Source organism: Psychrobacter okhotskensis (assembly GCF_965638355.1).
Lineage (GTDB): Bacteria > Pseudomonadota > Gammaproteobacteria > Pseudomonadales > Moraxellaceae > Psychrobacter > Psychrobacter okhotskensis.
On sequence record NZ_OZ281822.1, the window covers coordinates 1,343,675 to 1,356,803 of the forward strand.

A 13,129-nucleotide genomic window follows, 5' to 3' on the forward strand; every position below is an offset into this window, starting at 1 on the left:
TAGCATAGAATCCACTACTTTTAGGGCGTGTCTTCAATTCACTCGATAGTCATCTAAATGGGCTAAAAATGGCTAAATTTTGCCAAACATCGTCAAATAGCTGGTTAATATCCCGATATTATCTGCACTATTTTTCTTGTTTGACGGCAATTTATCTCATTTTTATCACCATTTTTGAAATGAAGACACGCCCTAGTACTTTGCAAGCCAATAGTTGTACGCTAATAGTAGTATACCGCTTCTGATAACACTCTATTAATGTACATTGAAATTATTAACATAGCTATTATAAATATAAAGTATTTCGCTATGCGGTATATATGGACTTAAAAGTATCACGCCTTTTGTGGATCATATTGCTGTTCTTTGATGAACAACGTTGGAATAAGACCACATAAGAAATACGCGCCTGCCATAAGTAACAGACCTGCGCCGATAGAGTTTTGCATAGCCATATAACCAATGGCAACTGGTGCAATAACTGAGCCCAGTCGTCCGATATTGAACGCACCGCCAATGGCCGTACCTCGAATAGCGGTAGGAAAGCTTTCCGTCAAGTAAGTGGCATTGATCGCATAAGGGATGCCGTATAAGAAACCAAAGGTTATCATTAACCAACCGATGTTCTCTGGAGTATGCATATAGACTAACACTGGAATAAATAGCGCTGTGCCCATAGTGCCGAAGGCAAATACTATTTTGCGACCAATTCTATCAGCCACTAAACCTGCCACGACTTTAGCAAACATCATCGTCAAGTAAGTACCCGCCATATATAGTGCCATCTCCTTAAACTTGATACCCAGTTCAGTTTCTAGATAAGACGGTAGCCAGTTACTTACACCGAAATAACCAAATAGTAATAGCCCTGAACTCATGGACCATAAAATGAACATGATGCGATGTTTTGGATTTTCAAAGATGGCTTTATAAGGGTTTTCAGGTTTTGTGAGTGAGTTTTTCGTACCACTAAGTTTGAGAGCACGAGCCTCTTTCCAAGAATTTGGTTCAGGGATAAGGAAATACATCGATATCGAGAGAATGATAGGTAAGAATGTTAAGAGATATAAGGTACGCCAACCATAGGTAGGAATAATCCAAGCCGAAATGCTTGTGATCACTAAAGACCCTAACGTAAAACCTGTCATCAGTGCTGCAAGTACCGTCGTTCGATGTTTGGTAGGTACCATTTCAGACATCAGGGTGTTAGTGGCAATATATAAACTGCCAAGACCCAAGCAAGCGGTGAATCGCAATGCTACAAACTGCTCGTAGCTCTGTACAAAGCCACTAAAACCAGATAACACAGAGAACATCGCTGTCGCAATCACGATAACACGTACCCGGCCAAAACGATCACAGGCCCAGCCACCGAAAAATCCACCGATGGCCATGCCAAATAACGACCAACTGCCCAAAGCACCCGCTTGTATATTGGTCAATCCAAACTCTAGCTTGAGACTTGACAGGGTAAAGGCGAGAATCCCAATATCAGCCCCATCACATAACAGCACTAGAAAACAAAAAAAGAAGGCCAATTTCCAAGGTTGCTTTTGGATAGAGCTTGAGCTTGGAGTTGACGTTATAGCAGCACTTTTCACAATGTATATCCTTATTGTTGTGAGAAAGAAATTTTATGGTAACAGCGACATAAACCAGATATCTGCGTCCTAGCAAATACCTCGATATGCTTTGATAATGTAAATACCTTTTAATAATCAAATAAATAGCATTCAAATAAATGACAACTACTCGCTAACTTCTTTAATCATATTGCGGGCAATAATGATCTGCTGGATTTGGGTCGTGCCTTCATACAAACGATATAAGCGCACATCACGATAAAAACGTTCAATGCCATAATCGGCAATATAACCAGCACCGCCATGAATTTGCACGGCTCTATCAGCAACACGGCCACACATTTCGGTGGCAAACATCTTGGCACATGACGACTCGGTAACGACATCTTTGCCATCATCGCGCAAGCGTGAAGCATCTAATACCATCGATTTGGCCGCATAAATCTCTGCTTTTGAGTCAGCAAGCATCGCTTGAATCAGCTGAAAATTGGCAATGGGTTGACCAAACTGTTTACGCTCGACGGCATAGCGTAGCGCGTCATCTAACATGCGAGTGGCTGCGCCTGTACTCGCTGCAGCGATATGTAAGCGGCCTTTATCCAGAACCTTCATGGCGGTTTTAAAACCTACGCCTTCTACACCGCCGATCAACGCATCAACAGGTACGACGCAGTTATCAAAAATGACATCACAAGTATGTGCGCCTTTTTGCCCCATTTTTTTGTCGATTTTACCAAGTGTAATACCAGGGGTGTCGCTCTCAACGATGAATGCTGAAATACCGCCCGATCTTTTGTTTTCGGGGTCAGTGCGTGCCATCACAGTAAATATACCGGCTTGAGGGGCATTGGTGATATAACGCTTGGTGCCGTTGAGTACGTAAGTATCGCCGTCTTTAATTGCAGTGGTTCGCAGCGATGCGGCATCGGAGCCTGACTCAGGTTCGGTCAAGCAAAAAGAGCCAATAATTTCACCACTGGCGAGCCTTGGTAGATATTTTTGTTTTTGTGCTTCAGTACCATCGATGACAAGGCCAGAAGAACCAATACCATTATTAGTGCCTATTAATGAGCGAAAAGCCGGTGAGGTGCGCCCTAACTCAAATGCCAGTGTGACCTCTTCTTCCATTGTAACGCCAAGCCCGCCGTACTCTTCGGGAATGGTCAGTCCAAATAGACCCAACTCACGCATTTGACTAATAATCTCTTCTGGTAGGCGGTCATTTTCTGCCACCCAATCTTCTTTCGGTATGAGTTGGTTATTCACAAATTGACGAATGGTTTGGACAATATGGTCGAGTACTTCCTTATCTCTAATCATGTAGTTCTTCCTTGTTGAAATGATATCTAATATTGCTAATAGGGACTTTATGGTTAATTCGAACAAACAGCATAATCGATAGTTTATTAAATTACAATACTTTTGGTTTAAAAAACCGCAATGCGGTATTTATAAATGAAGTAAGGTATTAATGAACTGATTATTTATCAATTTAACTGGATTTTACTCTTCACAAAAGAAAATAAACAGTATATATTGGTACTGAATATCGCTATGCGATATTAATAATCATAATTGTTAGGGTGTTTTAAGGGTGGGCAGTTTACCTAAGGACATTACTTAAAGGACAGCATCATGGAAGAGCAAATCATTATTTGTGAAACGTTAGATAGTGGCGTTAGTGTGATAAGACTGAATCGTCCCAAGGTTCGCAATGCTTTAAACACTGAACTACGCGAAAAAATGGCAGAGATTTTCATCAAATTAAACGATGACCCAAAGACCAAAGCTATCGTGCTGACGGGTGGTGATAAGGTGTTTGCGGCTGGTGCTGACATCAATGATTTCTTAACCGCCAAAACGGTTGATGTGTATCTCCGTCATAGCGAGCGTTATTGGGATGCTATCACCAATTGTCGTAAGCCGATTATCGCGGCGGTAAATGGCTATGCCCTTGGCGGTGGCTGTGAGCTTGCTATGCATGCCGACATCATCGTCGCTGGCAAGTCTGCTAAGTTTGGACAACCAGAAATCAAAATCGGACTGATGCCCGGTGCAGGAGGTACGCAGCGTTTGTTTCGCGTGATTGGCAAACATAAAGCCATGAAGCTGATACTAACAGGCGACATGATAAGCGCTGATGCAGCGGATCAAATGGGGCTGGTCTCTGAAGTGGTCGAAGATGAGGCGACTATTAATCGTGCTATTGAAATCGCTGAACAACTCGCAGGGTATTCACCGATTGCTCTAACCCAAATTAAAGAAGTCGCCAATCTCGGGGTAGATATGCCGCTACAAGCTGCCTTAGCTTTGGAGCGTAAAGCCTTTCAGATTTTATTTGATACCGAAGATCAAAAGGAAGGCGCGAAAGCCTTTTTAGAAAAGCGTGACGCGAATTATAAAGGTCAGTAGCTTGTCAAAGCATAGACTTTCCGAGACATAGATTTCTCAAAGCGTAAATTTCTCAAAGCATAGAAAGAAACAGCACATATACTTTGAAAACGAGACTATTCAATAAGAGCATATAAATTAACAAGACCATATAAAGGATTATTATGACTGTTAAATCATTGGCCATTATTGGCACCGGTATTATGGGTATGGGTATTGCCCAAATCGCCGCCCAAGCAGACATTCAAGTGCTGTTATTTGATGCCAAAGCAGGCGCTGCTGAGCAGGGACGTCAATCGCTTCAAGCTATGTTAGAGAAGCTAGCGGCTAAAGGCAAATTCACCGATGAGCAGCTACAGTCTACTTTATCGAATCTAACCGTGATCGAAGATATAGCCAAAATTGCCGATGTTGATGTCGTTATTGAAGCAATCATTGAAAATTTAGACATAAAAAAACAGCTGTTTAAGCAGCTAGAAGGCATTGTCCCTGCCGAGACGATTTTGGCAACCAATACCTCATCGCTAGCGGTGACGGCGATAGCCTCCGATTGTGAGCATCCAGAGCGCGTGGCAGGATTTCACTTCTTTAATCCAGTACCCTTAATGAAAATCGTTGAAGTGATTCCGGGACTCTCTACCAAATCTTCAGTAGTAGAAACGCTTACAACTCTAGCCAAACGCATGGGACATTTAGGGGTCGTTGCAAAAGATACTCCAGGGTTTATTGTCAATCATGGCGGTAGAGCTTATGGCACAGAAGCGTTGAAAATATTAGGCGAGGGCGTTGCTAGTTTTGAGGATATAGATCGTATTTTACGTGATGGCGCTGGCTTTCGAATGGGGCCGTTTGAGCTACTGGATCTCACTGGTATCGATGTCTCGCATCCAGTGATGGAGTCGATTTATAACCAATATTACTTTGAGCCTCGCTATCGTCCGCATCCTTTGACCCGTCAAATGCTAACGGGTAACAAGCTTGGTCGTAAAGTTGGTGAAGGCTTCTACCAGTACAAAGACGGTCAAAAAGTGACATCAAATACAAATCAACAATTACCTTATAAGACAGATTCCGATACCTCCAACCTCTCAGTTTGGATTGGCGCAGATTTAGCAGAAGATAAACAACAGCTGATTGATCATCTAAACGCTAATGACATCACTATCGACGATAATGATCAGCCAAATCCTGACAGTTTAATATTACTGGCAATTTATGGCGAAGATACCACCAATGCGGCTATTCGCTATCAAGTTAATCCAAAGCAAGCGGTCGCCATTGATATGCTGACTGACTTATCCCAGCATCGTACTCTCATGCCAAGTATCGTTACAGAGGATAATTTTGTGGCGCAAGCTTATGCTCTATTTTCTAGAAATAATAAGTTTGGTAAAAGCTCGGATGAGGGCTCAAATATGGCTGTCGATGCCACGCTGATTACTGAAAGCACTGGTTTTGTGGCGCAGCGAGTCGTTACTATGGTCATTAATTTAGGTTGCGATATTGCGATGCAAGGTATTGCCACACCAAAAGATATCGACAATGCCGTTAAGCTTGGATTGGGTTATCCGTATGGCCCTATCTCATGGGGGGACGAGCTTGGTGCCGAGCGTATTTTACTTATCTTAGAACGTATTTATGGGTTAACGGGTGATCCGCGTTACCGTCCAAGCCCATGGTTACAGCGCCGTGCCAAGTTAGGCGTCTCATTGTTTACTCAACAGAGCAATTGTCAACGTTAAGAGCTAGACCAATTTAATAAACCCTATAATTCAAATTCTCAAAACACAACAAGGAACAGTTATGTTAGATGCCTATATTTATGACGGATTAAGAAGCCCTTTTGGTCGCCATGGTGGAGCATTAGCAACCGTGCGTCCTGATGACTTAATCGCCACAGTGATGAAGACTCTGATCGAAAAGCATCAACTGCCTAACGATATTTTTGATGAAGTGCTGATCGGTAACACCAATCAGGCCGGTGAGGACTCACGCAACATCGCTCGTAATGCTGCATTGCTAGCAGGACTAGATGTCAAAACCCCCGGTCAAACCGTCAACCGTTTATGTGCTTCAGGGTTATCTACTGTCATTGATGCCGCTCGCGCAATTACTTGTAATGAGGGGGATATATTTTTAGCAGGTGGCGTTGAGTCAATGACCCGCGCACCCTTTGTGTTTGCTAAGACAGAGCAGCCTTTTAGTCGTGAATTTAAAGTATTCGATACAACTATTGGCAGCCGCTTTCCCAATCCACTTTTGACTAAAGAGTTTGGCAGCGACAGCATGCCGCAAACGGGTGATAATGTCGCCCGCAAATATGGTATCACTCGCGAGCAAGCAGACAAATTCGCAGCAGCCTCACAAGCTAAATACCAAGCGGCAAAGCAAGCTGGGTTCTTTGATGATGAAATAACACCAATCATGGTGTCGCAAGGTAGAAAATTACCAGAAAAGGCGATAACAGAAGATGAGCATCCTCGCGCCACATCTACTGTGGAAGCGCTACAAAAACTTAAACCTTTAAACAATGAAGGTGTCGTCACAGCAGGTAATGCGTCAGGTATTAATGATGGCGCAGCGGCTTTAATTATTGGCTCAAAGCAGGCAGAAGAAAAATTAGGCTTTAAGCCTATTGCCAAGATTCTGTCATCTGGTGCTATGGGTGTTGAGCCTAATATTATGGGCGTAGGACCTGTTGAGGCCATCAAATTGGCACTAAAACGTGCTGACTTGACCCTTGATGACATGTCCATCATTGAGATTAATGAAGCCTTTGCCTCGCAAGTACTCGGCTGTCTAAAAGGTTTAGATATTGATTTTGATGACAAGCGTGTCAACCCCAATGGTGGGGCGATCGCTGTCGGACATCCGCTGGGTGCATCAGGGGCAAGACTTGCATTGAGCACAGCGCGCGAGCTACAGCGTACGGGCGAAAAATACGCAGTGGTCAGCTTGTGCATTGGCATTGGGCAAGGGCTTGCCATGGTAATAGAACGAGTTTAATTCTTTCGTTAATCCACTGTAAAAGAGTGACAACGTTAACCTCGCTTGCCTTGCCCTTCTTTTAAATTGAATCAACTATATGCCCTCGCCATACTATTTTATTATCAAGGACGACAATAATGACTTCTATACTTAACCAACATGAGGACTACCAACAAGCTGAAGAAGCGTATGGTTTTCCTTTAATTATCAAACAGTTGCTTAACCGTGCAAAAATTGCCTCTACGGATCAAACCATTAGTTATGCCGATAAGGTTACTTATACCTATGCTGAATTTTTTAAGCGCGTTAATCGCTTGGCAAACGTCCTGAAAAACATGGGTTTGCAAGCAGGCGATGTGGTTGCTGTTATGGATTGGGACAGTCATCGTTACCTTGAAGCGTATTTTGCCGTGCCGATGTCTGGCATGATTTTACAAACGGTCAATGTACGCTTGGCCGAAGATAAAGTGCTGTATACCATTAATCATGCTAAGCCCAAAGCTTTGTTGCTAAATGCTGAATTTGAGCCAATGGCGAAAAATTACCGTCATGAAGCCCCTTCTATCGAGAAAATTGTTTGGCTCGATGACACGCAGTATATCGAAGACCAATATGATAAAGATAAAATAAAAACTGAGCAAGTTAGAATGCCAGATTATGTTGAGGGTGAGTATGAAGCCATGCTAGCAGCTGCTAGTGATGCGTTTGATTTTCCAGATTTCGATGAAAATACCATCGCTACCACATTTTATACCAGTGGCACGACGGGCGATCCAAAGGGCGTCTTTTTTACCCATCGCCAGATCGTATTGCAGACGCTGGCAAGTACATTAGCATCTGCGCTAAATGCCGAAGGTCAAGGCGCGCGCTACAATGATGTGTACATGCCAATGACGCCATTATTCCATGTGCATGCTTGGTGCTGGCCGTATGGGGCAACCATGATAGGGCTTAAGCAAGTGTATCCGGGGCGCTATCTAGCCCCCACGTTGGTGGATTTAATTGAGCAGCACAAAGTCACGCTTTCACATGGTGTTCCTGCGATTTTACAGATGCTATTAAAAGAGATGGCAGCACGAGGACGTAAGTTTGATGGGCTGAAGTTGTTACTCGGTGGCTCAAAGTTGAATGAAGGGTTGGCCAAAGCAGCCATTGAAAGCGGTATTGAGTTTATGTCTGGATTTGGCATGTCAGAATCCTGTCCTGTGCTATCTAGAGCAGTATTCGATGATAAAACGGGCTCGATGGAGATGAAGGATCAGCTCAATTATCGGTGTCTTTCTGGCTCACCCATTATGCTCGTTTCAATGGAAATTTGGGATGAAAATGGCAAGCCGGTACCAATGGATGGTGAATCGACAGGGGAGTTGGTCATTCGAGCGCCTTGGCTGACCCAGAGTTATTTTAAAAACCCAGATGCTGGCAATGAGTTATGGCGCGGTGGCTGGATGCATACCCAAGATATTGCCTGTATTTCCTCTGACGGTACTCTAAGCATTACGGATAGGCTTAAGGATGTGATTAAGTCTGGTGGTGAGTGGGTATCTTCGCTTGAGGTCGAAACGATTTTATCCTTCCATCCCAGCGTCGCTGATGTTGCTGTCATTGGCGTGCCACATGAAAGATGGGGCGAATGCCCTTTAGCGTTAGTGGTTTTAAAACCTGAATATATCGATACCAAAGCGGATGATATTTTAGCCTTAGGTCATCAAGCGGTAGAGAAAGGCCATTTACCAAAGTATGGCGTGCCAAGCGAAATCAAGTTCTTAGCAGAAATGCCAAGAACCAGTGTGGGTAAGCTCGATAAGAAAAGAATGCGGATAATGTGCGCAGAAAAACTCATTTAATCCAAAAATTCTATCGATGACTGCAAAAGATAATTGCAAATTTTTTTTTGAATGTTCAACAGACCCTAATAATTTTAACGTATGTGTCAATAACATGTACGTTCACTGGCATGACGAGACGAAAAAACTATGAAAGCTTTAGCTATATTACCGGAAATCCAAGAGGTGCTGGACAAAGACAAAAACCATCCCATGCATGGCTTCGCGGTTATCTACTCTCAACAAGTAGCGTGGGGCGATATGGATGCTTTTGGTCACGTCAATAATGTGGTCTATTACACTTATGCCCAAAACGCTCGAATTTACTACAACAGTCAATTAAATCTATTTAATGAAAACACTTTTTCCGTCATGGCAGCATCATCCTGTCAATACTTCAAACCCGTGACTCACCCCGATACCTTATGGATTGGGGTTCGAGTTAAGAAAATTGGTAATGCCAGCTTGATTCATGAATATACCTATTATAGTACGGTGTTAAATACCATCGTTGCTAAGAGTGAGTCCGTGCTGGTATATCTTGATAAAACCAGTGGAAAAAAGAAAAATATCGATGACACCAAAAAAGCCGCGATTACTGCTTTTGAACGTTCTAACTAAAATAGGCTGCATGGGTTTTACACAAAAAGGTGGCGCTGATAGTTATGGTATTAAAAGCACAGTAGTGGGATTTACTTAAAGGGACTTAAGGGATTTTAAAATGAAACAGGGAATGTATCAATCATGCTTTATATAAAAAAGCTGTCTTTTGGTTTGGCCGCTTTTGCGGTATGCGCACAGGCACAAGCAATAGATATTGTCACAAATGGAGATACCACATTAAGTATTGGCGGTTATGTTAAAGCGGAAGGCATATTTTATTCTCCAGATGAAGGAGAGTCTGAGTTCAAAGGAAGTGCACGCCAATCTCGGATTAATGTTAAAACCACTAAAATGCTAGAAGATAAAAAAATAACGGGTTTTATTGAAGGCGATTTTTATGGAAACGCCGCAAATGGTGGTTCAGAATTGCGGCTCCGCCATGCTTATGTTCAGGTCGATGATTTAACTGTTGGTAAGACGTGGAATGGTCAGTTCTTAGCTGTCTACCCACTTTTAACTGAACAGATGGATTTTCGGGGCACGGGTTTGGGCACCATCTCTGGTGGCGGTGCTTATATTCGCCCAGATTTAACTGTGCATTATGTTCATAAGGGGTTTCGTTTTACTGCTCAAGAACCTGTTGACGAGGAAGCTAATCTGCCTGATATGGTTGTCAGCTACAAGGATAATATATCTAATTTTGGCTATAACGTGGCTGTTACTGCTCGTGAGGCTAAAAATGGAGAAGGTTCGGATGTAGGTGTAGGTGTCTCACTGGCAGGCAAACTAAAGTTGGGCGACGATTCGCTACATGCAAGCGTATACAACGGCAAAGGTATGGGCGTCTATTCCACAGTATGTGTTGGAAAGGTCGCTAGTATGACCGGTGATTTAGATTGTGATGCAGAAGATGGCAAACTTGTCTCGCAAACGGGTTACACGGTAGGGTATAGGCACAAGTTCACAAAAAAACTGATGAGTAATGCGCGTTATGGCGAGATTAAAGTAGATGATGCCGCAGATACCTCTGTGAATGTAAAAAGTATTAACCTCATCTATGAATATTTGCCAGATCTAGATATCGGTATTGAATTTAGAGATCGAAGCGACAAAACCCTTTCGCAGGTAAAAAAAGGTCAAGAAGTTGAAGTAATGGCCAAATACGAATTTTAAGTTGAATATAGTGAGTCCTATATAAATCAGATATGGTATGAGGTTCGCGCTTGGTCTACTATTTGTCGTATTTTCACTCACCTTCTTTGTATTCAAATCATGTTAAATATACCCTCTAGTTAATTTTTTATTGATCACAGGCTCTAATCATTGCTTATTCTCCTGTTACAGGATTATAAGCAATGGCACCGTTTTTAGGAAAGCCTCAATTTGAGAAAGTTTCATATTTTTCGTACTTTCAATCGCCTTTCTAGCTTGCCAACTATATCTACAGTCTCGCTAGCCTCACTCAAAAGTCCTGTCATTCAAAATCTTTATTTCATTCAACCCACACTATATTTATGTCGACTCAGTCTTGACGCCAATACACTTTCACAACGACTTCTGCACGGCTGAGCTCGAACCTCTCTCTTAACATAGGTCGGAGCGCTTTCACCGTGCTAGCCTCTAGTGCGCCCCATACCTTATCAATTTGCAATGGATGTTGAGTCAAGTAATCGCTTAGCTTACTATCGATCACTGTGGCTAAACTCTGCTCTGAGTTTATTGAGCTGGTTACGATAGGTAGTACGGTAAAGTTTCGATCCGTACCGCCCTCAACGTCGTCGTTCATTTTGATGTCATCAAAATAGCTTTGATCGGCTACATCTTGCGTGACACATACAACCAGTGGCGGTTTAGGGTTGTCCCAAAGCTCTAGCAAACGTGCAGCTGTTGGCATTGAAGTCTCGTCAACGATCAGTAGCGCTTGACCATCAAGTAAATGCTCAACCTTTTCTGGAAACTCCCTTTTAGTGATAACCGTATCACCTGCCTGCAAGGCTGTCGCCCAATCCCCGCCCGGGGTATTGCCATGAACAAAGACATCGACCCATGCTTGCACACCATCAGAGCTTTGCCATGCCTTTCTTAGGGTGTAATAGCAATGCTGACGAGCGGGGTGCGAGCTGTCTTTTATACTGTTTATGCTATCACTAACAATGACGTTGTGTTCTAAATCAAACAAATACGCGTAACCGGCCTCATTAATGGGTATCGAGGTTGGGTTGGTGTTTGATGGGTCATTTTCACTCGATGCGGGAACGTTTAATGTTGGCACGTTCAGTGTAAGACGCAGCATATTTTTGCTGACTCTGTAGCTGTCCTGCACTATAAAGGTCTGCTTGGTTAATTTGATGCTTTTCTTACCCAGCTTTTTATCCGCTTTTTGTTTGAGCAAAATATATTGAGTTTGTAACTCATCAGGCTCTGTAATGGGGGTTGCAAAAGCAATAAAAAAAGTCTGATCATAAAGGGTTTTATCTTGAGAGTCTGTGGGCTGTTGCTCTTGATTTTTGGGCTGTACTTGTAACGCCACACCCTCAGAGTAGATAGCGGTTAACTGCACGTCTATGTTATTTAACTCATCTAAAGATAGCGGCGTAAACACCCTAATAAACCCAAGTAGCTCATCAAGATGCTCTTCATTAAGATGGGCAATAATGTTCGATATTTCAGGGTCATTCATTAAGGTATAGGGGCGTACTTGGTTATGTACGCTTTTGTTAGTAGTTAAAAGAGGTGCTGTCATAGTAATACTCACAAGCAACAGTGAATTAGGATATAGAGTCAGTGATTTTTTGGTAATGATAATTGTTTTTATTATTGTTTGCGAGTAAAATCGGTTTTTATTGTTATATCAATTTACAGACAACAATCTTACTGACCATTAATTTCATTAACAACGAGTGCCTATATGCTACGTGCAAACCAACTAACTATCAGTCGTCAAGGAAATACTTTACTAGACAACGTGAGCTGTGAGATTGCCAGCAATCAATTGGTCGCACTGGTAGGGCATAACGGCTCGGGCAAATCGACTTTGATTAAAGCTTTGGCAGGCGAGATGAGCAGCAGTAGCGGTAGCATCACTCTGGATGAGCGATCTATTAGAGATTACGGCAGTAAAGAGTTGGCGCGGCAAATGGCTTATCTGCCGCAGCAGTTGCCTGAAGCGGCTGGATTTACCATACGTGAGCTGGTCATGCTAGGTCGTTATCCGCATCAAAAATGGCTACAAAAGCCAACCCAAATCGATAAAAATAAAGTCACGCAGGCGATGAGAGTGACCCAAACAGATGCGTTCGCCGACCGTGTTACTGCCACACTTTCAGGAGGTGAGCGCGCCCGAGCTTGGCTGGCGATGTGTCTGGCGCAAGATACCAGATATTTGTTACTTGATGAGCCACTGGCTGCCCTTGATATTCACTATCAGATCGAGGTCATCCAGCTTATTCGTCGTTTAGTCGATGAGCAAGGTTTGAGTGTGGTCATCATTGTGCATGATATTAATTTAGCCGCTCAGTATGCAGATCGAATCATTGCGCTAAAGAACGGTCGTGTTTGTCATAACGGTGATGTGTCCAGCACTATGCAACCCAAAATATTGCACGATATATTCAATATCGATATGCAATTACTCAGTCATCCAGTTACTGGTCAGCCCGTCGCAGTGGCTTAGCACTCGGTACTTAACTTGCTATTCAATTTGCTCTTTCTTCTTAACTCGCCTACAAAGATATGCTT

Annotated in this window: 10 protein-coding genes; 7 read left to right on the plus strand and 3 right to left on the minus strand. The window is 42.9% G+C overall.

Annotated features, from left to right (window positions below):
* Positions 1 to 335: 335 nt before the first annotated feature.
* Together ACSUPM_RS05785 and ACSUPM_RS05790 are read right to left on the minus strand one after the other, a co-directional pair.
* Complete coding sequence (locus ACSUPM_RS05785; protein ID WP_101212060.1) at positions 336 to 1,601, minus strand: MFS transporter; 1,266 nt, start codon at positions 1,599 to 1,601, stop codon at positions 336 to 338.
* Between the two features lie 147 nt (positions 1,602 to 1,748).
* Positions 1,749 to 2,903, minus strand: coding sequence for an acyl-CoA dehydrogenase family protein (locus tag ACSUPM_RS05790; protein WP_173239897.1), 1,155 nt, complete (start codon positions 2,901 to 2,903; stop codon positions 1,749 to 1,751).
* 315 nt (positions 2,904 to 3,218) lie between these two features.
* Here ACSUPM_RS05790 and ACSUPM_RS05795 point away from each other — a divergent pair, with 315 nt between their 5' ends.
* The 6 genes from ACSUPM_RS05795 (at position 3,219) to ACSUPM_RS05820 (ending at position 10,564) form a co-directional block, all read left to right on the plus strand.
* The gene (locus ACSUPM_RS05795) at positions 3,219 to 3,995 is read left to right on the plus strand and encodes an enoyl-CoA hydratase (protein ID WP_201566057.1); all 777 of its coding nucleotides are present in this window, start codon (positions 3,219 to 3,221) and stop codon (positions 3,993 to 3,995) included.
* A gap of 137 nt (positions 3,996 to 4,132) precedes the next feature.
* Positions 4,133 to 5,716 (plus strand): 3-hydroxyacyl-CoA dehydrogenase, encoded by a 1,584-nt coding sequence (locus ACSUPM_RS05800; protein ID WP_201575767.1) that lies wholly within the window; start codon positions 4,133 to 4,135, stop codon positions 5,714 to 5,716.
* A 61-nt stretch (positions 5,717 to 5,777) separates the two neighbouring features.
* Positions 5,778 to 6,980, plus strand: a complete 1,203-nt coding sequence (locus ACSUPM_RS05805) for a 3-oxoadipyl-CoA thiolase (RefSeq protein WP_201575735.1) — start codon at positions 5,778 to 5,780, stop codon at positions 6,978 to 6,980.
* A 119-nt stretch (positions 6,981 to 7,099) separates the two neighbouring features.
* Positions 7,100 to 8,809 (plus strand): fatty acid--CoA ligase, encoded by a 1,710-nt coding sequence (locus ACSUPM_RS05810; RefSeq protein ID WP_201575737.1) that lies wholly within the window; start codon positions 7,100 to 7,102, stop codon positions 8,807 to 8,809.
* Between the two features lie 129 nt (positions 8,810 to 8,938).
* Positions 8,939 to 9,409, plus strand: coding sequence for an acyl-CoA thioesterase (locus ACSUPM_RS05815; protein WP_201575739.1), 471 nt, complete (start codon positions 8,939 to 8,941; stop codon positions 9,407 to 9,409).
* A 123-nt stretch (positions 9,410 to 9,532) separates the two neighbouring features.
* Positions 9,533 to 10,564: a porin gene (locus tag ACSUPM_RS05820; protein WP_201575741.1), complete on the plus strand. Its 1,032-nt coding sequence runs from the start codon at positions 9,533 to 9,535 to the stop codon at positions 10,562 to 10,564.
* Between the two features lie 349 nt (positions 10,565 to 10,913).
* On the opposite strand, the gene ACSUPM_RS05825 is transcribed toward ACSUPM_RS05820, so the two are convergent.
* Positions 10,914 to 12,134, minus strand: a complete 1,221-nt coding sequence (locus ACSUPM_RS05825; protein ID WP_201575742.1) for a siderophore-interacting protein — start codon at positions 12,132 to 12,134, stop codon at positions 10,914 to 10,916.
* 165 nt (positions 12,135 to 12,299) lie between these two features.
* Here ACSUPM_RS05825 and ACSUPM_RS05830 point away from each other — a divergent pair, with 165 nt between their 5' ends.
* Positions 12,300 to 13,064, plus strand: a complete 765-nt coding sequence (locus tag ACSUPM_RS05830) for an ABC transporter ATP-binding protein (RefSeq protein ID WP_201567902.1) — start codon at positions 12,300 to 12,302, stop codon at positions 13,062 to 13,064.
* Positions 13,065 to 13,129 lie beyond the last annotated feature (65 nt).

What these genes read in the sequence shown, in the direction of transcription:
- ACSUPM_RS05790 (WP_173239897.1), bottom strand. Translation starts at nt 2,903, where the DNA reads ATGATTAGAGATAAGGAAGTACTCGACCATATTGTCCAAACCATTCGT.
- ACSUPM_RS05795 (WP_201566057.1), top strand. Translation starts at nt 3,219, where the DNA reads ATGGAAGAGCAAATCATTATTTGTGAAACGTTAGATAGTGGCGTTAGT.
- ACSUPM_RS05805 (WP_201575735.1), top strand. Translation starts at nt 5,778, where the DNA reads ATGTTAGATGCCTATATTTATGACGGATTAAGAAGCCCTTTTGGTCGC.
- ACSUPM_RS05810 (WP_201575737.1), top strand. Translation starts at nt 7,100, where the DNA reads ATGACTTCTATACTTAACCAACATGAGGACTACCAACAAGCTGAAGAA.
- ACSUPM_RS05815 (WP_201575739.1), top strand. Translation starts at nt 8,939, where the DNA reads ATGAAAGCTTTAGCTATATTACCGGAAATCCAAGAGGTGCTGGACAAA.
- ACSUPM_RS05820 (WP_201575741.1), top strand. Translation starts at nt 9,533, where the DNA reads ATGCTTTATATAAAAAAGCTGTCTTTTGGTTTGGCCGCTTTTGCGGTA.
- ACSUPM_RS05825 (WP_201575742.1), bottom strand. Translation starts at nt 12,134, where the DNA reads ATGACAGCACCTCTTTTAACTACTAACAAAAGCGTACATAACCAAGTA.
- ACSUPM_RS05830 (WP_201567902.1), top strand. Translation starts at nt 12,300, where the DNA reads ATGCTACGTGCAAACCAACTAACTATCAGTCGTCAAGGAAATACTTTA.